Genomic DNA, 21,996 nt, shown 5'->3' with positions numbered 1-21,996 from the left:
ACCGTGATGTGACGCGCCCCCGGAGCCGGTCCGCCTACCGGCGACCGGCTCCGGGGGACGTTCCCGCCGACGGGAACGGCCGGCGCGACGAGCGCCGGTCGTAGGGAGACATCGGAAGACATCGGAAGACATCGGAAGACACAGAAAGACGCCGGGACGGTCGCCGCCTTCTTTGCCATATGGCGACGCTCGTCCCGGCGTCGTCGTGTGACCAGGGGGGATGACATCCTGCGGACCGGCCGGAAGCGGTTCGGGCCGAGCGGCCGTGCCGCCGGTCGGCCGGCCGGCCCCGGGCACGGGTGCGCGGCGGATCCGCCGTCGCGGCGTGCGCCGCCCCGACCGTCGCCTGGAACCGGAGTCCGCCGATGGAGGTATCCGCCGTCGTCTGGTGGTTCACGATCGCCGGCATCGCCGGCCTGCTGCTGTTCGACTTCGTCTTCCACGTGCGCAAGGCGCACGTGCCCACCCTGGCCGAGGCCGCCCGCTGGTCGGCCGCCTACGTCGGTGTCGCGCTCCTCTTCGGCGTCGGCGCGTGGGTCTTCGGCGGGACCGCGATGGGCGTCGAGTACTTCGCCGGGTACGTGACGGAGAAGGCGCTGTCGGTCGACAACCTGTTCGTGTTCCTCATCATCATGGCCAGCTTCAAGGTGCCGCGCGCCGACCAGCAGAAGGTCCTGCTCTTCGGCATCGTCTTCTCCCTGATCGCCCGGGCCGGCTTCATCTTCCTGGGGGCCGCGCTGATCAACTCGTTCGCCTGGGTGTTCTACCTGTTCGGCCTCATCCTGCTGATCACCGCGGGCAACCTGCTCAGGCCGGAGGGGGAGGACGGCCACTCCGCCGACAACGTCGTGATCCGCCTGGCCAGGAAGGTCTTCCACACCTCCGACACCTACGACGGCGACAGGTTGTTCACCGTCCAGGACGGCAGGCGCGTCATGACGCCCATGCTGCTCGTCATGGTCGCCATCGGCGGCACCGACATCCTGTTCGCGCTGGACTCCATCCCGGCCATCTTCGGGCTGACCGAGAACGTGTACGTGGTGTTCACGGCCACGGCGTTCTCGCTGCTCGGCCTGCGCCAGCTCTACTTCCTCATCGACGGGCTGCTGGACCGCCTCATCTACCTCAGCTACGGTCTCGCCGTGATCCTGGGCTTCATCGGCGTGAAGCTCATGCTGCACGCGCTCCACGAGAACAACGTGCCCTTCGTCAACGACGGCAGGCCGGTCCCGGTGGTGGAGATCGGCACGGGCCTGTCGCTGAGCGTGATCATCGGGGTCCTCGTCGTCACCGTGCTCGTCTCGCTGTTCAGCCCCAGGGGACGGGCGCAGAACGCCGTCTCGGCGGCGCGGCGCCACGCCACGGAGTACCTGGAGGTCGAGAACGACCCCGCGCGCCGCGAGGAGATCTTCGCCGCGCTGGTCCACGAGATCGAGGTGATCAAGAAGCTTCCCGAGAAGTACCGGGCGAGGATCCGCGAGGAGGACAGGCTGATGACGCTCCTCACCAGGGCGCGGGAGGCGCACGACGCCTCCCCGCCCCCCTGACCGGCCGGTTCACCCCGCCCGCGGGTGCGCCGCCGGCCGCCGGGCCAGTTCCGCCGCCAGGGCGTTCAGGTAGCGCTCGTGGCCCGCGCGGAGTCTGTCGACGCCGAAGAGCAGGGAGACGAACGGGCCCGCGAGGCTCTCCCGCATCGTCACCCTGGTGCGGCCGCCGGGAAGCGCCTGGAGCACCTGCTGGTCGACGGCCTTGTACCCGAAGACCACGCCGCTCCAGGTGAGCTCGCGTCCGGGGGCGACGACGGCGAACCTCGACGTGATCCTCACCGAGCCGAGCCGCCAGCGGAAGGCGGCGCCGGGTGTCACCTCGCCGAGTTCCAGCACCTCGTACCCGGGTGCCCACGACGGCCAGTTCCCGAGGTCGGACATCACCTCCCAGACCTGGGCGGGGGTCGCGTCGACGACGACGCCGGACTCGGAGGTGACGGGGGCCTCGGTGTCGATCCGGCCGCAGGCGGCGTAGTCGGCGTGCAGGGTCGCGAGGGAGGGGCCGCGGTAGAGCAGCTTGCGCATGATCACTCCTAAGATTCGAGAGCAATGCTCTCTATTCTGAGCAGTGATGTCAAGAGCAGTGCTCTCTGTTCGGCTTTACGCTCTCCTTCCGGTTGCCGCGACCCGGGGACGAGGCCGGGATCGGCCGGCCGGCGCGCACGCCTCGCGGGCGGTGTCAGCCGATCCACGCGCCGGTGGTGAAGTTCCCGGTGTTGATCGCCATGACCGGGATCATGACGGCCATGCTCGCCAGCCACACCCAGGGCCTTCGCACCCCCGCGACGCCGATGGCGATCCACAGGGGGAACCAGGTCAGCGACCCCCGGCCGACCGACATGTAGAACGACGACAGGGTGAGGAAGGACAGCACCTGGGGGGTGATGTACGCGAGCTCCGGCCACTTGCGCCGTACCGCGAGGCAGCCGGCCAGCACCAGCAGCACCGCGGCCGAGATGATCTCCTCGTGGTAGGACGTGGTGAGCGTGGCGACGTCGTCGGACATGTTCCAGGTGTTGGCGAGCGCCTCCCACGGCCAGACGGCGTGCCGGCCCCAGAACCGGTCCTGCACCGAGTTGTAGGCCAGCCAGTCGCCGGTGCGGGCCCACTGGTAGACGCTGTACATCACGAGCGGCACACCGGGGAGCGCGAGCCAGGGCAGCAGGCGCCACCCACCCGGGCTTTTGCGGCCGTTCTCCGCCACCAGGAACATGACGAGCAGCCCGAAGGCCAGGAACAGGCCGGAGATGCGCACCGTGGCGGCTCCGGTGGCGCACAGCGCGGCGTCCTCCCAGCGGCCGTTCCTGGCGAGCAGCCACGCCGAGACGGCCAGGGCGAGGAACAGCGCCTCCGAGTAGCCGGAGTACAGGAACACGGCGAACGGGCTGAGGAACAGCGCCGCCACCGTGTACCGGCCGCTGCCCGCCGCGTACGTCTCGGAGAGCCGCGACAGCGCCACCGCGAGCACCGCGCTGGCCACCAGCGAGATGATCATCGTGGCCAGCCGGCCGTCCTCGACGACCGGCCGCATCACCTTGATCAGTATCGCCATGCCGGGGAAGAACGCCGGCAGCTTCTCGGCGTCCTGCATGCCCGGGGGGCCGTCGTAGCCGAACTGGGCGATGGCGATGAAGTTCTCGGCGTCCCAGCGGGTGAACCGGTTGAGGAAGGGGTCGGTGGTCCGGCCGGGACCGGCCAGGTAGGCGTAGATCAGCACACCGACGTGCGACAGCGCCCAGAGGAGCAGGGCCAGCCGGTCGCCGGGGTCGGTCAGGAACCTGGGCACCCACCGCCGCCCGGCCACCTCGCCGGTCGTCTCACCGGTCGTCTCGCCGGAAGTCTCGGCGGTCGTCTCGCTGGAAGTCTCGCTGGGACGTAAGGCGGGTTCCGCGTCGGCCGGTTCCGGCTCCGTGGTCTCCACCGGTCCGGCGGTTGCGTGATCAGTCACGCGAGAATCCTTATATAGCCGCAAAATCCGGGCAACCGATTGCCCACGGCGTGATCTTTTCGTGCTGTCCCGTTCCCGCCCGTCTCCTGCGAAGACCACCTCCGCCCGGTGGCGGGACGCCCCGCCCCGCCGTGAAACTTCCACTAACCGGGACGCAGCGCTGCCAGGTTGCGCCGGCCGAGGGTACTCGCCGTGGCGCCGGCGCCGGCCGCGGCGAGCGCGATCAGGAAGGCGGCGAGCGGGCCGTGGCGTTCGGCGAGGAGGCCCGCCAGCAGCGCGCCGACGGCGTAGCCGACGACGACGGAGGAGGTGAGCATGGTCATGACCCACGAGATCCTCTCCACCGGGACCGTCATCTCCCCCTGGGTGTAGGCGGTGACGAGGATCGGCGCGATGGTGACACCGGGCAGCACGATCAGCAGGCCCAGCGGCCAGAGACCGCCGACGTTCAGCCCGCCGACGATCGCCAGGGGCAGGGTGAGGACCGCCAGCAGGACGAAGCCCGTCTGGAGCCGGCGGGCCAGGGTGAAGGACGCGGGCAGCATCGGGACGAGCACGCCGGCCAGGGCGCTGCTCAGCCCGAGGATCGCGTAGATCAGTCCGGCCGCCCCCTCGGCGCCGGCGTCGACCGCGCGCCAGGTGATGCCGGCCTGCACCGCGCCGAAGTAGCAGCCGAGGCCGGTCAGCCCGGCGGCGAGCAGGAACACGGGGCGGCGCAGCACCGGGGCCGCGGTGCCCGCGTCCCGGCGCTCGCCCCCGGTGGCCGCGGCGGCCGTGGGATGCAGGGCGAACGCCACGCACACCGTGGCGGTGAGCGCGGCCGCCACGAGCACCGCCGTGGAGGGCGAGGTCGCCGCCGCGATGACGCCGACCAGCGCGGGCCCGAGGACGAACGCGAACTCGTCGCCCGTTCCCTCGAAGCTCATCGCCGTGGGGAAGCGGTTCGCCGGCAACCGTCCCCGGTGGGCCAGCGCGGTCCAGCGGGCCCGGGACAGCGGGCCGACCTGCGGCACCGAGAAGCCCGCGACCACCGACGACACCAGCACCGCCCACGTGGGCAGGCCCCGCACGACGCACACCACCAGCAGGACGAGGGCCGCGGTGTGCAGCAGCGCCGCGACCAGCCCGGCCGGCCGGTGCCCGTACCGGTCCGCCGTCCGCCCGACGAGCGGCCCGCCGGTCGCCTGCCCCACGGCGAAGGCGGAGGCCGTGGCGCCGCCGAGCGCGAGGGAGCCCGTGGCCCCGCTGACCAGCAGCAGCGACCCCAGCTGCCCCATGGTCGCGGGGATACGGCCGACCAGGGTGACCACCAGGAACCAGGATCCGGTGGTGGCGGGCAGGGCCGTGTAGGCGCGCAGCGCGTTCCACCGGCTCACGGCGAGGTGTCCCGGCGGTCGTCCGGGGCCGTGCCGTACTCCAGCAGCGCCGCACGCGGGATCACCTCCAGCGCCCGGACGTTGGTCGCCGCGAGGTTCACCGGGCAGGCGCAACCGGCCAGGTACGCCTCGTACCACTTCGACGCGATGACGCACCAGTGGTCGCCCGGCTTCAGCCCGGGGAAGGCGAGCTCGGGCAGGGGAGTCGCGATGTCGTTGCCGACCGTGGTCTGGAAGGCGATGAAGCGTTCGTCGACGATCGCGCAGACGGTGTGCCCCTTCGGGTTGTCGGGGCCGGTGTGGCAGTAACCGTCGCGGCGGTATCCGGTGATCGGGTCGAAGCCGCAGGACTCCAGGGGCTCGCCGAAGAAGTTCAGTGCCTGCTCGGTCATCGTCCGCTCCTCGCGGTGGGAAGGTCCGCGTCCGGGTCGTGACGCGGAGGAAGGTCCGCGCCCGGGGCGTGACGCGGGGGTGGGGGGCAGCGGAAGACGCGCTCCTCGAACTCGGCCGCGACGCGGACCAGTCGCGCGTCCGTGCCGGGCCGCCCGACGAGGAGCATGCCGACCGGCAGTCCGTCCACGAACCCGCACGGGACACTGAGCGCCGGGTGCCCGGTGAGGTTGAACACGCAGTTGTTGTCGTGCATCTCGAAGGCGAGGTCGGTGCCGATCGCCGCCTCGCGCGGATCGGCCGGGAGCGGGTGGGGCGGCATCGGGACGCTGGGCAGGACGAGCAGGTCCACCTCGCGCAGCGCGCGGTCGACCTGCTCGCGCAGCCGCACCCGCAGCTGCTGCGCGTACGCCATGACCTTGCCGTGGGTGGCGTCGCGCAGCAGCGTGGCGCCGACGAGCGCCAGCACCCCTCCGACCGGGATGTCCTCGGGACGGCGGGCGATCGCCTCGCCGAAGATCTCCCCGAAGTTCGGGTGGTAGGGCCCGAAGTGGTTGTTGCCCTGGAGACGGGTCTCGAAGACGGTGGTGAGGCCACCCTCGATCGAGATGGGCAGGTGGATGTCCCTGCCGTGCCGGTGCAGCGGCACCGACACCTCCGACACGGTCAGCCCCAGCCGTTCCAGCGCCCGGGCGGACTCGCGGACCCGCTCGTCGAGACGCGGGTCGGAGCGGCCGGGCCAGCCGAATCCCTCGGTGAGGATTCCGGCGCGCAGCCCGGTGATCTCGCGGGCGTACCGATCGCCGTGTGACCCCTGCTCCTCGCCCGGGGGCGGTGGCGCGGCCGCCTCCAGGAAGGCGAGCAGGTCGGCGGCGCTCCGGGTGAGCACGCCGATGTGGTCCAGCGTGCGCTCGGTCGGCATCGCGCCGTCGTACTCGACGATCCCGTACGTCGGTTTGAGGCCGAAGACGCCGCACCAGGCGGCGGGGTTGCGGATCGATCCGCCGTGGTCGGTGCCGATGCCGTAGTCGGCCTGCCCGGTCGCCACCAGGACCGCGGCGCCGCTGGAGGAGCCGCCGGCCGAGCGGCGCGGGTCCCAGGGGTTGCCGACGGGGCCGTGCGCGCTGGTGAAGCTCGACCCGGAGTAGCACAGGTCCTCGCAGACCGACGTGCCGACGACGACCCCTCCGGCGTCCCGCACCCGGCCGACGACCGCCGCGTCGGACCCGGGGACGAAGCCGGCCATGAGGCGGCCGCCCAGGGTCATCGGCACCCCGCGGACCGCGATCGACTCCTTGACGGTCACCGTCCGCCCGGCGAGCGGCCCGTCGCCCGGCCGCCCGGGGTCGTCGATCCGGTAGAGCCAGGCGCCGTACGGATCGTCCGGGCCGCGCGGGACCCGGGTGACCGCGACGGGCGGCGGCTCGGGGAGACGGCCCTCGGCGGCCAGTTCCCGCACGCGGCCGTAGGTGTCGCGCATCCGGTCGATCGCGGGGCCGAGCCGGTCCACCAGGCCGGGGTCGAGACCCCATCGGCCGGCGACGGCGGCGAGGTCGGCGGGGGTGAAGGCGGGAACGCCCGGATCGCTCACGCCCGGTACCCCGTCTCGTCCCGCGCGCCGGCCCGTTCCGGGGCGGTCCGCTCCAGTGCCCGGCTCGCCGCGGCGAACGGCTCCACCGGGATCGGGGTGATCCCCGCGCCGACCCGGCCACGTCCCGGCTCCCGGTGCGCGAAGCCGTTGTTGATGACGGGCTCCGTGCCGGTGGCGCGCACCCTGTGCACGTCGATGCCGAGCGGTGTTCCCCGGAAGTCCTCGGCCGGGATGAGGAAACGCCCGCTGGTCCCGGCGCACACCTCCCGCATGCTCCGGGTGATCTCCTGGGCCCTGGCCGTGTCGCCGCCGACGAAGGACATGATCGCCGGTGCCGCGGTCATCGCGAAGGCGCCGAAGCCGGCGGTCTCGGCGATCATCGAGTCGCCCATGGTCGGGGTGACGTCGTCGAGGGTCGCCCCCTCCAGCAGGACCGGGTCGCCGATCGGGGCGGGGACGGTGAACCAGCGGTCGCCGAGCCCGCTGACGCGGATGCCGAACTCCCGTCCGTTGCTCGCCATGGCCGTCACGATCGGGCTGCCGGGGATCCCGCCGGCGGCCAGCGTGACCGCCTTGGCGGCGGAGATCGCGAAGGGCAGCGCGAAGTGCCCGTTGCCGGCGATGAACGCGACCACCTTCGCGACGTCCTCGCGGTCGACGGGGGAGCGCAGCAGGCCCGGGGTGAGCGTCACCAGCAGGGCCGCGCCGGTCGCGACCAGCCGGTTGTGGCAGTCGTCGCCGCGCCGTAGTCCCTCGGACACCAGGGCGAGCAGGTCGAGGGGGTCGGAGTGCCGCAGGGCCGCGTCGAGGGCCGGGGCGAGCACGTCGCCGAGCCACCGCAGCCGGGTCACGGTCGCCTCGTCGTAGGACCCGTAGCGCATGGCCCCGCCGACGCCCTCGTTCAGGGGGGAGAACGTCCTGATGCCGTCCGTGGTCCCGGCCACCACGACGGGGGTGTTCGGTGTGATGATCCCGGCCATCGCCCCGACGGCGTTCGCGTCGTGACAGGGGGCGATGTCCACCTCGCCGCGGTCGACGATCGCCTCGGCCTCGGCGATCGACCCGGCCTCCCGTTCCAGCAGCAGGCCGGCGATGATCGCGCCCCGCATGGGCCCGGGCACGTCGGCGAGTTCGATCGGCGGCCCGGCGTGCAGGAACCGCCGCGGCCCGACCTGGTCGGTGGCGTCGCGTGCCCGGCAGACGTGACGTAGCAGGACGTCGGTGCCGTTCAGGGCGTCGAGGGTCGCCCGCGTCGGATCGGACCGCGTGGGATCGGGCATGGCGCTGCTCCTGGTCGGTGGGAGGCGAAAGTCAACGGGAGACGAAAGTCGGTGGGAGGCGAAAGCCGGTGGGAAGGCGAAAAGGCATCACGTCGTCGCGGGGCGACGCGTGGGGTGGGGCGCGACGGGGACGCGCGGTACGTGGCGGGGCTCGGGTGGCGCTCGCCGGAGCGCCGCGGGGGCTTTCTAGGCCGGCGGAGCCTGGTGCTGCCGCTCGGCCAGGAGCGTCCGGACGATCTCGCGGTTCAGCCGGGCGTGCCTGCGCGCGTGCTCGGCGGCGAGGTCGGCCGAGCCCGAGGCGATCGCCTCGAACCACGCGGAGTGCTCCTCGAACAGGTCGTGCGGGTCGCCGGTCTGCCGCAGCAGCCAGTGCAGGCGTCCCTGCAGGGGCTCCAGCACGGTCTGGAGCAGGCTGTTGTGCGACAGTTTCAGGATCTCGTCGTGAAACGCCTCGTTGGCCGTGCCGAGCGCGACGCGGTCCCCGGTGTCGAGCGCCTTGCGGCCGCGCGCGAGTATGCCCCGCACGCGCCGCAGCTCGGCCTTGGTGGCCTGGGTCGCGGCCTGCCGGCTGGCCAGGACCTCCAGTGCCTCGCGCACGTCGAACAGCTCCTCGACGTCCTGCGCCGACAGCTCCACGACGACCGCGCCGCGGCGGGGGACGGTCCTGACGAACCCCTCGCTCTCCAGCGACCGGATCGCCTCGCGCACCGGCAGGCGGGAGACCCCGAGCTGGGCCGCGATCTCGGTCTCGACGAGCCGCGTGCCGGCCGGGTACACGTCGTCGATGATGCGCTGGCGCAGCTCGTCGCGGACGCGGTCCCTGAGCGGCTTGTAGCCGGCGTCGATGTCGAACGAGCCCGACGCGTCCGACTGCCTGCTCACAGGGCCGTCCCTCCGGTCTTCCGTCTCGGTCCCGGGCCGTCGCCGACCGGTGCCGGCCGCTCGGTGCCCCCGAAAGGATAGCGCCGCCGGAAGTCGTCGGCCGCCGCGTCGAAGGTGGTGAACTCGACCCCGGGCAGGTCGAGCCAGCTCTCGAGGAGCCGTTCCAGCATCAGCAGCACCTGGGGCCGCCCGGACACGTCGGGGTGCAGCGTCACGGGGAACACCCCGTAGTCGAACTCGCGGTAGACCCAGTCGAACTGGTCGCGCCACAGCTGCTCGACGTCGCGGGGGCTGACGAAGCCGTGGCTGTTGGGGGACTTCTTGACGAACATCATCGGCGGCAGGTCGTCGACGTACCAGTTGCCGCAGAACTCCACGAGGTCCACCTCGGTGCCGTGCTGGAGGGGCTTCATCCAGTCCTCCGCCCGGCGGTTGTAGTCGATCTTCGTCCATTCGTCGCCCACCCGGGCGTAGAAGGGGTGGAAGTCGTTGTAGTTCTGCGAGTGACCGTAGGAGAAGCCGTACTCCTTCAACAGGGCCGGGGTCTCGCGGCTCATCTCCCACCAGGGGGCGACGTAGCCGCGCGGGGGGCGTCCCCACAGGCGCCGGATCAGCTCGACGCACCGGCCGAGCACGTCCCGTTCCTGTTCGGGGGACATGTCGATGGGGTTCTCGTGGGAGTAGCCGTGCGCCCCGATCTCGTGCCCCGCCTCGGCGACGGCCGCCATCTCGGAGGGGAAGGTCTCGATGGAGTGGCCCGGGATGAACCAGGTGGTCCGCAGGTCGTACCGCTCGAAGAGCTGGAGCAGGCGCGGGGTGCCGACCTCGCCGGCGAACACCCCGCGCTGGATGTCGTTCGGCGAGTCCTCGCCGCCGTAGGAGCCGAGCCAGCCGGCGACGGCGTCGACGTCGACCCCGATGAGGATCTTGATTTCCTTGGCCATGGCGTTTCTCATCTCTGTCTGGAGGCCGCGGGCGGGCCGGCGAGCAGCCGGCCGTACCCGGTGATCGGTGTCGTGTCCCCGGCCAGTCCGAGGGTCTGCCACAGCGTCGCCGCGACGCTGTCGACCACCAGGACGCCGGTCCGCCTCTCCCAGGCCGCGGCGAGGTGGACGGCGCGCAGGTTGGTGCACACCACCGCGACGGCGTCGCAGCCCGCGGCGGCGAGTTCGCCGAAGGCCGCGTCCAGTTCCGCGTCCGTGGTCAGTGCGAAGTCGTAGTTGGTGGTACGGCCGAAGTGGCGGGCCGCGCGCACGGGGAAGCCGTGGCCGGCGTAGTTCGCCGCGACGGCGTCGCCGACGTCCCGCGTGTACGGCGTGAGCAGGCCCACGCGCCGGGCCCCGAAGGCCCGCAGCGCCTCCAGGACGGCCAGCGTCGAGGTCGTCGCGGGGGTGTCCGTGACCTGCTCCATGGCACGGCACAGGCGTTCGTCCCGGCCGGGACCGAGCCACGAGCCCGAGGTGCCGTTCCAGGCGAGGACGTCGACGCGGGCGTCGGCGAGGAGGCGTGAGGCGTCGACGAAGGAGTCCTGGCCGAACTGGCCGGTGTCGGCGGGATCGAGGCTGATGCTCGTCACCCGCAGCCGCGTGAAGTGGACCGAGACGTCGCGCCGCGAGGCCAGCAGTTCTCCGGTCACCGGCTCCACGACGGTGTTGGAAGACGGAGTGATCATGCCTATCCGCCGGGCGGTCGGCTGCACTGTGCCTCCGGTCAAAGGATCAAATCGGGGATACGGTATACAGGATCCTAAGAAGACATCCGCAGGAAAACAAGTCGTTGACAGTGATATGGGTCGCCCTTAATCTCCATATACCGCACTACCGGATCCCACTGAACCGGCTCTTCGACGAGTGACCTCGATCGTCGGAGCAGCAACGATTCCTGCTCACGCAGGTATTGCACACGCCTGCCCATAACTCCGGATCTTGGCCATCTCGACGCCGCCGGAGGGACCAGGGCTCGTTCCACTCAGTGCCCAGGAGACCGCCGTGTCACCTACCGTCCGCGCACCCCGGCCACCGGCTTCGAATCGCCACCCGGTCGACGAAGTCCTGCCCGTCCCCCAACTGTTCTTCTTCGGCCTGCAACACATGTTGATCATGTACGCGGGCTGCGTGGCCGTTCCGCTCGTGCTCGGCGCGGTGCTGAAACTCGACACGCACACCATCGCGTTGATCGTCAACGCCGACCTGCTGGTGGCCGGAATCGCGACCGTCATCCAGAGCGTCGGCCTGACCCGCTTCTTCGGCATCCGGATGCCGGTGGTCGCGGGCGCCTCCTTCACCTTCCTCACCCCGATGATCCTGATCGGCTCCGAGTACGGCCTGCCGACCATGTACGGCTCGATGATCGTGGCCGGCGTCTTCGGGATCCTGATCGCCCGGCCGTTCTCCATGGTGCTGAGGTTCTTCCCGAGCCTGGTCACCGGCTGTGTGATCACCATCATCGGACTCTCACTGATCAAGGTCAGCGCCGATCTGATCATCGGCTCCGACCCGGCCGCGGCGGACTACGCGAGCGTGCGGAACATCCTGCTGGCCTTCGCCGTCGTGGTGATCATCGTGCTGGTGAACCGCCTGTTCAAGGGGTTCGCCCGCAACGTCGCGGTGCTCTTCGGCCTCGTCATCGGGGCGGTGATCGCCTGGTTCATGGGCCTCGGCGACTTCTCGTCCGTGGCCGGAGCCGGGTGGTTCGGCCTCTCCCCGCCGCTGCTCTTCGGCGCGCCGGAATTCCGGCTCGTCCCGATCATCGCGATGTGCGTGGCCATGCTCGTGGTCTTCAGCGAGATGACCGCGTGCGTTCTCGCCATCGGCGACGCCGTCGGCAAGAAGGTCACCGACAAGGACATGGCCCGGGGCCTGGCCACCGACGGACTCTCCGCCGTGCTCGCCGGGTTCATGAACTCCGTGCCGGACTCCACGTTCGGGCAGAACGTCGGGCTGATCAGCCTGACCAAGGTCAAGAGCCGTTACGTCATCACGGTCACCGGCATCCTGCTGGTGATCATGGGAGCCATTCCCAAGATCGGCGAGATCGTCGCCAGCCTGCCCGGGCCCGTGATCGGCGGCGCCGGCCTGGTGATGTTCGCGATGACCGCGGCGGTGGGCATCCAGATGCTGCAGAAGGTCGACTTCGAGGACAACCAGAACCTGCTCATCGTCGCCGTCGCCCTCGGCGTCGGCATGCTGCCGGTCGTGGTGCCCGCCGTCTACCAGAACTTCCAGCGGGACGCGCAGTTCATCCTCGGCAGCGCGATCACGGCCACCGTGCTGGTGGCGCTGCTGCTCAACCTGCTCTTCAACCACCTCATGGTCCGCAAGGACACACCGGTCCCCGACACCCCCGGTGCCACCGACACCCCCGGTGCCACCGGCACCGCCGGCGTCGCCGGCACGGTGGCCGAGATCCCGGCGACCACCGACGCCCCGGAAAGCCCCGACGCCCCGGAGAGCACCAAGAACACGGTGTGACCCCCGCCCCCCGGGCGTCGTCCCACACGTACAGCAAGAAGCCCTAAGGAGCACCGTCATCATGGGTCAGGCGCCCGTCTCAACGCACCTTCGGCAGATCCTCAAGGTCATCGAAGATGGCTCCCACGACATGGCCACCGGATGGAACCTTCCCCGCGAGTGCTATGTCGATCCGGAGTTCTACGCCTTCGAGCAGGAGGCCATCTTCATGCGGCAGTGGCTGTGCCTCGGCCGCGTCGACGAGATCCCGAAGCCCGGCGACTTCGTGCGGGTCGACATGGGCGACGAACCCCTGATGATGGTCCGCGGAAGGGACATGGAGATCCGGGTGCTCAGCCCGATCTGCGCGCACCGGGCCCACCTGGTGTGCGAGGGGTCGGGCAACACCGGCAAGCTCTTCCGCTGTCCCTTCCACGCCTGGACCTACGGGCTGGACGGCAACCTCATCGCGGCGCCGTCCATGAACGACACCGTCGGCCTCAAGAACCTGAAGGGAGAGGCCTACCTGCCCTCGCACCGGGTCGAGATCTGGAACGGCTTCGTCTTCACCAATCTCGACCCGGACGCGAAACCGCTCGCGCCCACCCTCACCAAGCTGACCGCCGAGCTGGAGAACTACCACGTCGACGAGATGGTGAGCATGCCCGTGGCCGAGCTGCGCGGCAACAACTGGAACTGGAAGTCCCAGCTGGAGAACGGCATCGAGCCCTACCACAGCGCCTACCTCCACGGCATGCTGCACGACTTCGCGCACGTCAGGCTGACCAGCTTCGTCGACATCGGCCCCGACGAGGGCGCGATCTACCACCCGACCGGCTTCTACCACCCCGACGCCGGCTTCAACCCGACCACCAAGGCCCTGCTCCCGGTGATCCCCACCCTCACCGACAAGGAACGCAACCAGGTCCTCTTCGCCTCGATCCCGCCGAACCTGGGCTTCGGGGCGGTGCCGGAGGGACTGTTCTACTACCTCGTCCTGCCGGACGGGCCCGAGCACATGAACCTGCGCATCGGCCACCTGTACCCGGAGGAGTCCACCAGGCACCCCCGCTTCGAGCAGCTCTACAAGATCGCCCAGGACGGCCTGGTCCTCTTCCACCTGCAGGACGCCAGCTCGGACGCCTCCCTGCAGAAGGGCATGCGCTCCCGCTTCCGCCGTCCCGGCCGCTACTCCTACCAGGAGGAGTCGCTCCTGCAGTTCAACCAGTGGCTGCTCAAGCGCTACCAGGACTACGTGGACCTGGCCGACGGCGCCCTCGAACCCTCGGCCGCCCTCTGAACGGCGAGACCACCCCTGTGTGAGGACACGACATGAAACTCACCGTCGACCGCACCCTGTGCGACGGCAACGGCGTGTGCATGGGCATCGCCCCCGAGGTCTTCGACATCGACGACGACCTGACGCTGCACATCGCGGACGAGATCCCCGACGACCCGGCCGTCCGCGTCCGGGTCCGGCAGTCGGTCACCTCCTGCCCGGTCCTCGCCCTGACCCTGGAGGAGTGAGCGACCGTGGCAGGCGACACCTCGAAGACCATCGTGGTGGCCGGCGGCTCTCTCGCCGGCCACACCGTGGTCACCGAACTCAACCGGCGCGGCTTCACCGGCGACGTCGTCTGGGTACGCGGCCCCGAGGGCACGGCGCCGTACTCCAGGCCCGCGCTGTCCAAGGAACTCATCCAGGGCAAGGTCACCCCCGACGGGATCCGCCTGCCGGACCCGGGGGAGTACGGCCTGCGGCTGCGGATCATGGACCGCGCGGTGTGCGCGCGGCTCGACCCGGACGCGGACCGGGTGCTGGTCACCCGCGGGACCGGGGCGGGGGAGGAGCCGTCCGACGGCGAATGGATCCCCTTCGACGCCCTGTTCGTCTGCACCGGGATGCGCGCCCGCGTACCGAGGGGGTTCGCCGGGCTGCCGGGGGTCCACTGCCTGCGGACCCTCGCCGACGCCGAGCGGATCAGGGAGCGCCTGGCCGGGCGGCCACGCACGGTGGTCGTCGGCGCGGGCCTGATCGGCAGTGAGATGGCCGCGTCGCTGCGGTCCTGCGGGCTGCCGGTGGAACTGGTCGCGCAGGGGCGGCTGCCGATGGAGCCCGTGTTCGACGCCGAGCTGGGACGCTTCTGCCTGGATCGGCACCACGCCCACGGCGTCACGACCCGGCTGATGACGACCGTCACCGGCCTGTCGGCGGCGGGGCCGGACGGCCCGGTCGTCCTGACCTTCGACGACGGCGGGGAGACCACGGCCGATCTGGTCGTCCTCGGGCTCGGCGCGACGACCGCCTGCGACTGGCTGGAGGGCGGCGGGCTCGACCTCTCCGACGGCCTCGGCTGTGACGAGGCCCTGCGCACCGCGCGGCCGAACATCTTCGCGGCCGGGGACGTCGCCAACTGGAGGCACCCCCTGTTCGGGCGGCGGATGCGGGTCGAGCACTGGAGCAACGCCTCGGCCCAGGCCAGGCACGCCGTCGAGAGCTGGCAGGCCGTGCGGGAGGGCCGGGAACCTCCGGCGTTCGCGGACGTGCCGTACTTCTGGTCCGACCAGTACGGGCTCAAGTACCAGATGGCCGGCCACACGCGCGGCCACGACGAGGTCCGGGTCGAGACGGCCGGGGCGGCCGGGTACCCGTTCGTGACCTACTTTCGGGAGGGCCGGCTCGTCGCCGCGGCCGGGGTCAACGCACCGCGCGCGGTGATGCGGATGAAGGCGCGTATCCAGTCCGAGGGAATGACGATCCAGGGAGCGTACGCACCATGAACGGCGACTCCGCCGGAGACGGCACGACGCACGCGCACGACGGAGGACGGGCCGGGGACAGCGCGCTGTCCGGGGTGATCCGGGACCACATGTGGTCGCTGCTGAGCGACCGCTACCGCACCAACCGCCGCACCTCGCACCCGCCGACCGAGGACGAGTACCTCCACGACCGGTCCTTCTGGCCCGCGTTCACCTTCGAAGGGGTGACCCGCGCGACGGAGGAGGGCAGGGAGCGGCTCCTGGTGACCTTCCACGACACCGACGTCCCCGGCACCACGCTGGGCTTCCGGATCGACCTGGAGACGGCCATGGCCGAGTGGGCCCGGCGGGTCGGCGGGCGGGTCCCGCGCGAGCACCCGGAGATGTTCGCGGCGGAACTGATCTGGTTCATGATCTGCTTCATCGGCGTCACCGACTTCGACGACGCGACCGGCACGCCCGGGTCGCCGCACTGGATCAACGACGGCTCCGAGATCTTCGGGAAGCTCAGGAACAACCCGAACATGGACACCTTCGAGTCCCACCACTGACATCCCCCGTCCGTGACCGGACCGGCAGAAAGGCCCCCATGGCAGTCGTCGAGATCGAGAAGCCCCGCGACGGTGTCGCGATCATCCGGCTCAACCGGCCGGAGGTGCGCAACGCGCTCAACACCGAGGTGCGCGAGCTGCTCGCCGCCGCCGTCGACACCCTCAACGAGGACGACGACATCGGCGCGATCGTCCTGACCGGCGGCGACACCGTCTTCGCCGTCGGCGCCGACCTGAACGAACAGGCCGGCCGCGACGTGGTGGGCGCGATCCGCGCCTACACCCACCAGGCGTTCTGGTACAGCGGCAAACCCGTGATCGCCGCCGTGAACGGGGACGCCTTCGGGGGTGGCAACGAGTTCATCCTGCAGTGCGACTTCGTCATCGCGGCGGAGAACGCGCGCTTCGCGCAGACCGAGATCACCATCGGCCTGGTCCCCGGCGGCGGCGCGACCCAGCGCCTCCCCCGCGTCATCGGACGGCAGAACGCGATGTACGCCCTGCTCACCGGAGCCCCCCTGAGCGCGGCCGACGCGCACCGGCTCGGCTACGTCTCCGAGGTGGTGGAGGGAAACGCCGTCGACCGTGCCGTGGAACTGGCCGCGCTGATCGCCTCCCGCCCGCGCCTGGCCGTGCGGCAGATCAAGGAGGTCGTACGCCTGGGCCTGGACGCCTCCTTCGAGGCAGGCATCGCCCTGGAACGCCGGGGCTACCAGCTGATGTTCGGCACCCGGGACCTGCGCGAGGGTTTCGCCTCGGTCCAGGAAGGACGCCGGCCCACCTTCACCGGGGACTGACTCCGCGAGCCGGCCGTACGGGCGTCCGTCAGGGGGCCGCGGGCCGGTGGGGCGGGGTGGCGAGCTCCTCGCCCAGGGGGCTGCGCCGGTACAGGACGTGCCGTCCGTCGCGGGCCCGGGTGACCAGACCGGTGGCGTACAGCACGCGCAGGTGCTGGGAGACGGCGCTGGGGGTCACCCCCAGGCGGCGGGCGAGTTCCACCGTCGGCAGTGGTTCCGCCAGAAGGCCGAGCAGCGCCGCGCGGGGCGCGCCGAGCAACGAGGTCAGGGCCGTCGCGTCCGGGGCCGGTGCCGGGCTCCACAGGGTGGCCACCGCGCGGCCGGGGTAGGTCAGCAGGGGCGGCTCCTCGGGGCTGACCGGCGGCGCGGGCTTGTGGGCGAACACCGAGGGCATCAGCAGCAGTCCCCGCCCGGACGCGGCCACCCGGTGCCGGCCGATCATCTTGTCGATGTGCAGCACCCCCTCGTGCCAGCGCAGGTTCGGGTGCATGTCGGCGAACAGCAGGCGGGCGCCGCCCACGGCCAGTTGCCGCGCCCGGTAGGTCATGTCGGCCTCCAGCAGCAGCCGCATGCGCGGCCACACCGGTTCGACGGCCAGCTCCCAGTAGCGTCGCAGCAGGTCACAGGTGTCGTCGCGGAACCTGGCGGCGGAGGCGTCGCCGGCGGGGATCGGCCCCTCGATCAGCGCACCCTCCAGATCCCGGCGGACGATCCGCGGGGGTGTGCCCCGTACCAGCGACATCGCCTCCCGCAGGGAGGTGGCGAAGGCCGTCGGCCGGGGCGTCAGGAAGTCCGGGAGGGCGAGTCTCCTTCCCACCAGGGCGGCCAGCGGGCCGGCGTCACGCGGGTCGAGGCGGGCCAGGACGGAGGCGCGCCAGGGCAGGTGCAGCGCGTGCAGGCCGGGATCGCGCAGCACCCGCAGGCTGTACACCGTCTCGTGCAGGGGGGAGAGGGCGAACCGCGTGTCCGCGAGGTCCTCGACGCCGAGCTCGAAACTGATCATTAAGCCCTACGCTACATCGATTGGCGGCCGGGCTCCATGGGCGTGGACTGCTCCGTATGGAACACGACTCCCGAACGGCGCACGGCGATCGTCACACGAGCGGCGTCAGGTCACGAGGTCTCGCGCGGATCGCCTTCCCCTCTCGCGGCCGGGTCCCTCCTGCCGCCGGCGGGCAGGGAGGCGGAACCGTGCCGGTGATCTTCCTGCTGGCCCTCACCTGCGGGGTGGCGGTCGGCAACGTCTACTTCCCCCAGGCGGTCGTCCCCTCCCTGGCCGCCGGTCTGGACGTCACCGCCCAGGCCGCGGCGCCGGTGGTGACCGCGACGCAGTTCGGGTACGCCGCGGGCATCTTCCTGCTGGTGCCGCTCGGCGACCGGCTCCCGTACCGCCGGTTGATCGTCACCCTGCTGGTCCTGACCGGGGCGGGCCTCCTGGCCGCGGGTGCGGCGCCCACGCTGGGGGCGCTTCTGGTGGCGAGCGTGCCGGTCGGTCTCACGACCGTCGTCGCGCCGATCATCGGCCCGATGGCGGCCGGGCTGGTGGGCGCGGACCGGCGCGGGAGGGTGGCGGGCACGCTGCTGAGCGGATCGATCGGCGGCATGCTGCTTTCGCGCGCGCTCGGCGGGGTCCTGGGGGAGTGGCTGGGGTGGCGCGCGCCGTACCTGGTGTCCGCGGGCCTGGTCCTGGGCGTCGCGTTCCTGCTGGCACGGGTACTGCCGGAGACGGTGGCGCCGTCGGCGCAGCGGTATCCGGCGCTGGTGACCGAGTCGCTGCGCCTGCTGCGCGCCGAGCCGGAGCTGCGCCGCTCCTGCCTGTACCAGAGCGCGGTCTTCGCCGCGTTCTCGGCGGTCTGGACGGCGGTCGCGCTGCTGCTGAGCGGTCCGGTGTACGGCCTGGGCGCGTCGGCGGTCGGGGCGCTCGCCCTGGTCAACGCGGGCACGATGGTGTGCACGCCGATCGCCGGACGCCAGGTGGACCGCCGGGGACCCGACGCCGTCAACCTCGTCTGCCTCGCGGGGGCGGTCGTCTCGGCGCTCGTGCTGGTGGCCGGTGGCCTCGGCGGGGCGGCGGGCCTGGCCGGGCTCGTGCTGGGGACCCTGCTGCTGGACGTCGCCATGCAGTCCGGGATGGTGGCCAACCAGGTCCGCGTCTACGGCCTGCGTCCCGAGGCGCGCGGCAGGCTCAACACCGCGTACATGACGTGCTCCTACGCCGGGGGCGCCGCGGGGTCGTGGCTGGGGGCGGGTGCCTACGGGCGCGCCGGCTGGCCGGGGGTGTGCGCGCTGGCGGCCCTGCTCGCGGGCCTGGCCCTGGCCCGGCACCTGAGGTTCCTGCGCGGGCCGGAACCGGCGCTCCCGCGGAAGGCGGACGCCTGAACGGGCGGCGCGGGACCCGCGACAGGTATGGGGAAAACCGCCCTGTTGAGCGATTTGCGGTTTTAGAATGATAACCGCATCTTGACTTAAGTGCTTATGCGCAAAATAAGTACTACACATCCGCTCTTAGCGGGATTCATGGTTATTATTTGCCCAGTTCCCCGCGATCAAGCGGGACCCGACCGGAACGAGGGTGGCGAGGTGTCCGAGCGCGGCGAGGACGGGAACGAGACGATGCGGGACAGAGGCCGGCTTCCCGCGGGGATCGACACGACGAAGCCCAGCATCGCGAGGGTCTACGACTGGTTCCTGGGCGGGAAGGACAACTTCGCCGTCGACCGGCAGGTCGCCGAGGCGGCCCTGAAGGTCTCCCCGGGCGCCCAGGAGGCCGGGCGGCAGAACCGGGCCTTCCTGCAGCGGGTCGTGCACCACATGGCGGCCGAGGCGGGGGTCAGGCAGTTCATCGACATCGGGTCGGGCCTGCCCAGCCAGGGCAACGTGCACCAGGTGGCGCAGGAGATCGACCCGGCGGCCAAGGTGGTCTACGTCGACAACGACCCCATGGTGCTGGTCCACGGGCGGGCGCTGCTCGCCCCCGGCGACACCACGACGGTCATCCAGGCGGACGCGCGCGACCCGCGGTCGATCCTGGAGGACGAGCGGGTCAAGGACTTCATCGACTTCGACGAGCCCGTGGGGCTGCTGATGCTGAGCATCCTGCACCACCTGCACGACGACGAGGATCCCGCCGGAGTGGCGGCCACGCTGCGCGCCCCGCTGACGTCCGGCAGCTTCGTGGCCGTCTCGCACTTCTGTAACCCCGGTGACGCGCACCCGGTGGCGTCCCAGCAGGCCACGACGGCCGAGAAGCTCTTCAACGACAACCTCGGCACCGGCCGCTGGCGCACCATGGACGAGATCACGGGGTACTTCGGCGACTTCGAGCCGGTCGAACCGGGTCTCGTCCCGCTCCCGGAGTGGCGTGCCGAGCCGAGCATCTCCGTCAAGAACGCCCTCCTCTACCACACCTACTACGGCGGGCTGGCCCGCAAGCCCTAAGGTCAGTACACCTAGGGTGCGCCGTCGAGGTGTCGTCGTCACGTCGGTGGACGTGACCGGCGCCGCCGGCGCGACCGCGGCCCGGCGGGGCCCGGCGGTCCCGCCGTGGCGGGACCACCGGCCTCGCGGGCGAACACCCGCGCGCGCCGATCGCTAGACGGGCGTCCCGTCGCGCTCGTCCCTGCGGGCGAGGCGCCGGGCCTGCCCGTCGTGCACGTCGCTCACCCACTCCCAGCCGGGCCTGGCCGACGGGCCGATCCTCGGGTCGTCGGGAACACGGCCCTCACGCAGGGCGAGCACGTACGCCCGATCCCGCCCGATCCTGGCGCGTGCCTCATCGGCCCCGCCGACCGACCCGTGGCCGGGGACGACGACGTCGACGTCGTCCGCCACGCCCTCCAGCAGCCGCAGCGCCGCGAGGTAGTCCTCGATCGGGTCGGCGGTGCCGTCCAGGTCGAGCATCGGGACCAGGACGTCGGAGAGCATGTCGCCGGCGACGAGAACCCCGCGTTCCTCGATGAACAGCGCCGCGTGGCCCGGTGCGTGCGCCTGGTGCTCGATGACCCGGACCCGGGGGCCGTCCCACGGGATCCGCGCCGTCCCGGCGGGCAGGGCGGTGACGAGGCCGAACAGGTCGAGCGAGACCTGCCCGGCGATCTCCGTCTCGAGCAGGTGGTCGGCGATGTCGGCCTTCGCGTCCGGGGCGGACAGCTGCTCCTGGGCGGCGGACGCGCAGCGGGCCGTGCCGTAACGAGGAGCCGTGCCGAACCGGGCGTGCCAGAGCAGGTGATCCCAGTCCGGATGCGTCGAGAAGCCCGCCACGACGGTCCGGCCCGCATCGGACAGGTCGTCCGCGAGGCAGTCCAGCTCCTGGTCCCGCACCCCGGGATCGACGAGCAGCACGCCGTCCCGGCCGTCCACGACGACGGCGTTGCTCTGGCAGAACTCGCTCTCGTGGACCAGCACACCCTCCGCGACCTGTCTCAGCACGGGTGACTCCTTCCGCTTGTGGTTTGCAACCGCTTGCCGAGACCGTAGTGTCTAGTGGTGGTAAATTGCAAGCACTATGGGCGCGGCGCTCGAACCCCGGCCGGGGTGCGGGCGGCGTGGAGGAGTCGGCATACTTGATCTCATGCGACGCCGCTTCCAGCAGGTCGATGTCTTCACCGCCACCCCCTACCGGGGCAACCCCGTCGCCGTCGTGCTCGACGCGGAGGGCCTGAGCGCCGAGGAGATGCTCCGGTTCGCGCGCTGGACGAACCTGTCGGAGACCACCTTCGTCCTGCCGCCGGACGCGCCCGGCGCGGACTACCGGGTACGGATCTTCACCCCGGCCCAGGAGCTGCCCTTCGCCGGGCACCCGACGCTGGGCACCTGCCACGCCTGGCTGTCGTCGGGCGGGACGCCCGCAAGGTCCGACGTGATCGTCCAGGAGTGCGGGCTCGGCCTGGTCCCGATCCGCCCGACCGCGGACGGCCCCGCCTTCGCCGCGCCGCCGCTGCTGCGTTCCGGGCCGGTCGAGGAGGAGGTGGTCGAGCGCGTCGCGCGCTCGCTCGGCATCGGCCGCGCCGCCGTCCTGGACGCCGAGTGGGCCGACAACGGGCCCGGCTGGGTGGCCGTCCTGCTGGCGAGCGCGGAGGAGGTGCTCGCGCTGCGGCCCGGGGTCGTCGACCTCGACGTGGGGGTGGTGGGCCCCTACCCGCCCGGATCCCCCGAGGCGTTCGAGGTGCGGGCGTTCTTCCCCAAGGACGGCGCCACGGCCGAGGACCCGGTGACCGGCAGCCTGAACGCCTCGCTCGCGCAGTGGCTGCTGCGCACCGGCCGGGCCGAGGCGCCGTACGTGGCGAGCCAGGGGACCGTGCTCGGGCGCGCCGGGCGCGCCCACGTCTCCCGCGACCCCGACGGGACGATCTGGGTGGCCGGCGGCACGGTCACCTGCGTCACGGGCGAGGTCGAGCTCTAGTTCCCCGGCCCCGGAGCCCCCGGG

General features: G+C 71.6%; 21 protein-coding genes. 10 read left to right on the top strand and 11 right to left on the bottom strand.

Annotated elements, in window-relative coordinates; all coding sequences use genetic code 11:
- The first annotated feature begins 365 nt into the window (after positions 1-365).
- The gene (locus ACLQ2R_RS27725) at positions 366-1,547 is read left to right on the top strand and encodes a TerC family protein (protein ID WP_425963626.1); all 1,182 of its coding nucleotides are present in this window, start codon (positions 366-368) and stop codon (positions 1,545-1,547) included.
- Between the two features lie 9 nt (positions 1,548-1,556).
- Here the strand turns inward: ACLQ2R_RS27725 and ACLQ2R_RS27720 are convergent, their stop codons facing one another.
- The 9 genes from ACLQ2R_RS27720 to ACLQ2R_RS27680 form a co-directional block, all read right to left on the bottom strand.
- Positions 1,557-2,072: an SRPBCC family protein gene (locus ACLQ2R_RS27720; protein ID WP_425963625.1), complete on the bottom strand. Its 516-nt coding sequence runs from the start codon at positions 2,070-2,072 to the stop codon at positions 1,557-1,559.
- Positions 2,073-2,226: 154 nt separating this feature from the next.
- The gene (locus ACLQ2R_RS27715) at positions 2,227-3,495 is read right to left on the bottom strand and encodes a mannosyltransferase family protein (RefSeq protein WP_425963623.1); all 1,269 of its coding nucleotides are present in this window, start codon (positions 3,493-3,495) and stop codon (positions 2,227-2,229) included.
- Positions 3,496-3,638: 143 nt separating this feature from the next.
- Complete coding sequence (locus tag ACLQ2R_RS27710; protein ID WP_425963621.1) at positions 3,639-4,871, bottom strand: MFS transporter; 1,233 nt, start codon at positions 4,869-4,871, stop codon at positions 3,639-3,641.
- Complete coding sequence (locus ACLQ2R_RS27705; RefSeq protein ID WP_425963620.1) at positions 4,868-5,263, bottom strand: DUF2237 family protein; 396 nt, start codon at positions 5,261-5,263, stop codon at positions 4,868-4,870. The genes ACLQ2R_RS27710 and ACLQ2R_RS27705 overlap by 4 nt, the downstream gene beginning before the upstream one ends.
- Positions 5,260-6,852 (bottom strand): amidase family protein, encoded by a 1,593-nt coding sequence (locus ACLQ2R_RS27700; protein WP_425963619.1) that lies wholly within the window; start codon positions 6,850-6,852, stop codon positions 5,260-5,262. The genes ACLQ2R_RS27705 and ACLQ2R_RS27700 overlap by 4 nt, the downstream gene beginning before the upstream one ends.
- Positions 6,849-8,132: a DUF1116 domain-containing protein gene (locus ACLQ2R_RS27695; protein WP_425963618.1), complete on the bottom strand. Its 1,284-nt coding sequence runs from the start codon at positions 8,130-8,132 to the stop codon at positions 6,849-6,851. The genes ACLQ2R_RS27700 and ACLQ2R_RS27695 overlap by 4 nt, the downstream gene beginning before the upstream one ends.
- Positions 8,133-8,318: 186 nt before the next feature.
- Complete coding sequence (locus tag ACLQ2R_RS27690; protein WP_425963617.1) at positions 8,319-9,014, bottom strand: GntR family transcriptional regulator; 696 nt, start codon at positions 9,012-9,014, stop codon at positions 8,319-8,321.
- Positions 9,011-9,958 (bottom strand): polysaccharide deacetylase family protein, encoded by a 948-nt coding sequence (locus tag ACLQ2R_RS27685; RefSeq protein WP_425963616.1) that lies wholly within the window; start codon positions 9,956-9,958, stop codon positions 9,011-9,013. Before ACLQ2R_RS27685 ends, ACLQ2R_RS27690 begins: the two co-directional genes overlap by 4 nt.
- Before the next feature lie 8 nt (positions 9,959-9,966).
- Complete coding sequence (locus tag ACLQ2R_RS27680) at positions 9,967-10,686, bottom strand: maleate cis-trans isomerase family protein (RefSeq protein ID WP_425963615.1); 720 nt, start codon at positions 10,684-10,686, stop codon at positions 9,967-9,969.
- Positions 10,687-11,002: 316 nt separating this feature from the next.
- On the opposite strand from ACLQ2R_RS27680, the gene ACLQ2R_RS27675 reads away from it, so the two are divergent.
- The 6 genes from ACLQ2R_RS27675 (at position 11,003) to ACLQ2R_RS27650 (ending at position 16,571) form a co-directional block, all read left to right on the top strand.
- The gene (locus tag ACLQ2R_RS27675) at positions 11,003-12,484 is read left to right on the top strand and encodes a nucleobase:cation symporter-2 family protein (RefSeq protein WP_425963614.1); all 1,482 of its coding nucleotides are present in this window, start codon (positions 11,003-11,005) and stop codon (positions 12,482-12,484) included.
- Between the two features lie 61 nt (positions 12,485-12,545).
- On the top strand, positions 12,546-13,763 hold the full coding sequence (locus ACLQ2R_RS27670) for an aromatic ring-hydroxylating oxygenase subunit alpha (RefSeq protein WP_425963613.1): 1,218 nt from the start codon (positions 12,546-12,548) through the stop codon (positions 13,761-13,763).
- Between the two features lie 32 nt (positions 13,764-13,795).
- Positions 13,796-13,990 carry a ferredoxin gene (locus tag ACLQ2R_RS27665; RefSeq protein ID WP_425963612.1) on the top strand — a complete coding sequence of 65 codons (195 nt, stop codon included), beginning with the start codon at positions 13,796-13,798 and terminating at the stop codon, positions 13,988-13,990.
- Between the two features lie 6 nt (positions 13,991-13,996).
- A complete protein-coding gene (locus ACLQ2R_RS27660) occupies positions 13,997-15,244 on the top strand; it encodes an NAD(P)/FAD-dependent oxidoreductase (protein ID WP_425963610.1) in 1,248 nt (415 codons plus the stop codon).
- Positions 15,241-15,774 (top strand): hypothetical protein, encoded by a 534-nt coding sequence (locus tag ACLQ2R_RS27655; protein WP_425963609.1) that lies wholly within the window; start codon positions 15,241-15,243, stop codon positions 15,772-15,774. Before ACLQ2R_RS27660 ends, ACLQ2R_RS27655 begins: the two co-directional genes overlap by 4 nt.
- Positions 15,775-15,812: 38 nt before the next feature.
- Positions 15,813-16,571, top strand: a complete 759-nt coding sequence (locus ACLQ2R_RS27650) for an enoyl-CoA hydratase-related protein (protein WP_425963608.1) — start codon at positions 15,813-15,815, stop codon at positions 16,569-16,571.
- Positions 16,572-16,599: 28 nt separating this feature from the next.
- Here the strand turns inward: ACLQ2R_RS27650 and ACLQ2R_RS27645 are convergent, their stop codons facing one another.
- Positions 16,600-17,574 carry a helix-turn-helix domain-containing protein gene (locus ACLQ2R_RS27645; RefSeq protein WP_425963606.1) on the bottom strand — a complete coding sequence of 325 codons (975 nt, stop codon included), beginning with the start codon at positions 17,572-17,574 and terminating at the stop codon, positions 16,600-16,602.
- A 188-nt stretch (positions 17,575-17,762) separates the two neighbouring features.
- Between ACLQ2R_RS27645 and ACLQ2R_RS27640 the strand changes: the two genes are divergently transcribed.
- Both ACLQ2R_RS27640 and ACLQ2R_RS27635 read left to right on the top strand, forming a co-directional pair.
- Positions 17,763-18,950, top strand: coding sequence for an MFS transporter (locus ACLQ2R_RS27640; RefSeq protein WP_425963605.1), 1,188 nt, complete (start codon positions 17,763-17,765; stop codon positions 18,948-18,950).
- A gap of 201 nt (positions 18,951-19,151) precedes the next feature.
- Positions 19,152-20,009, top strand: coding sequence for an SAM-dependent methyltransferase (locus ACLQ2R_RS27635; protein WP_425963603.1), 858 nt, complete (start codon positions 19,152-19,154; stop codon positions 20,007-20,009).
- Positions 20,010-20,162: 153 nt separating this feature from the next.
- Here ACLQ2R_RS27635 and ACLQ2R_RS27630 read toward each other — a convergent pair whose 3' ends face one another.
- The gene (locus tag ACLQ2R_RS27630) at positions 20,163-20,999 is read right to left on the bottom strand and encodes an MBL fold metallo-hydrolase (protein WP_425963601.1); all 837 of its coding nucleotides are present in this window, start codon (positions 20,997-20,999) and stop codon (positions 20,163-20,165) included.
- A 142-nt stretch (positions 21,000-21,141) separates the two neighbouring features.
- On the opposite strand from ACLQ2R_RS27630, the gene ACLQ2R_RS27625 reads away from it, so the two are divergent.
- Positions 21,142-21,972 (top strand): PhzF family phenazine biosynthesis protein, encoded by an 831-nt coding sequence (locus ACLQ2R_RS27625; RefSeq protein WP_425963599.1) that lies wholly within the window; start codon positions 21,142-21,144, stop codon positions 21,970-21,972.
- Positions 21,973-21,996 lie beyond the last annotated feature (24 nt).

Source organism: Streptosporangium sp. DT93, assembly GCF_049844535.1.
Taxonomy (GTDB): Bacteria; Actinomycetota; Actinomycetes; order Streptosporangiales; family Streptosporangiaceae; genus Streptosporangium.
Note: the sequence above shows the minus strand (reverse complement) of the source record. Positions and strands in the feature narration are given on the sequence as shown.

What these genes read in the sequence shown, in the direction of transcription:
- ACLQ2R_RS27725 (WP_425963626.1), top strand. Translation starts at nt 366, where the DNA reads ATGGAGGTATCCGCCGTCGTCTGGTGGTTCACGATCGCCGGCATCGCC.
- ACLQ2R_RS27720 (WP_425963625.1), bottom strand. Translation starts at nt 2,072, where the DNA reads ATGCGCAAGCTGCTCTACCGCGGCCCCTCCCTCGCGACCCTGCACGCC.
- ACLQ2R_RS27705 (WP_425963620.1), bottom strand. Translation starts at nt 5,263, where the DNA reads ATGACCGAGCAGGCACTGAACTTCTTCGGCGAGCCCCTGGAGTCCTGC.
- ACLQ2R_RS27695 (WP_425963618.1), bottom strand. Translation starts at nt 8,132, where the DNA reads ATGCCCGATCCCACGCGGTCCGATCCGACGCGGGCGACCCTCGACGCC.
- ACLQ2R_RS27685 (WP_425963616.1), bottom strand. Translation starts at nt 9,958, where the DNA reads ATGGCCAAGGAAATCAAGATCCTCATCGGGGTCGACGTCGACGCCGTC.
- ACLQ2R_RS27680 (WP_425963615.1), bottom strand. Translation starts at nt 10,686, where the DNA reads ATGATCACTCCGTCTTCCAACACCGTCGTGGAGCCGGTGACCGGAGAA.
- ACLQ2R_RS27670 (WP_425963613.1), top strand. Translation starts at nt 12,546, where the DNA reads ATGGGTCAGGCGCCCGTCTCAACGCACCTTCGGCAGATCCTCAAGGTC.
- ACLQ2R_RS27665 (WP_425963612.1), top strand. Translation starts at nt 13,796, where the DNA reads ATGAAACTCACCGTCGACCGCACCCTGTGCGACGGCAACGGCGTGTGC.
- ACLQ2R_RS27655 (WP_425963609.1), top strand. Translation starts at nt 15,241, where the DNA reads ATGAACGGCGACTCCGCCGGAGACGGCACGACGCACGCGCACGACGGA.
- ACLQ2R_RS27650 (WP_425963608.1), top strand. Translation starts at nt 15,813, where the DNA reads ATGGCAGTCGTCGAGATCGAGAAGCCCCGCGACGGTGTCGCGATCATC.
- ACLQ2R_RS27645 (WP_425963606.1), bottom strand. Translation starts at nt 17,574, where the DNA reads ATGATCAGTTTCGAGCTCGGCGTCGAGGACCTCGCGGACACGCGGTTC.
- ACLQ2R_RS27625 (WP_425963599.1), top strand. Translation starts at nt 21,142, where the DNA reads ATGCGACGCCGCTTCCAGCAGGTCGATGTCTTCACCGCCACCCCCTAC.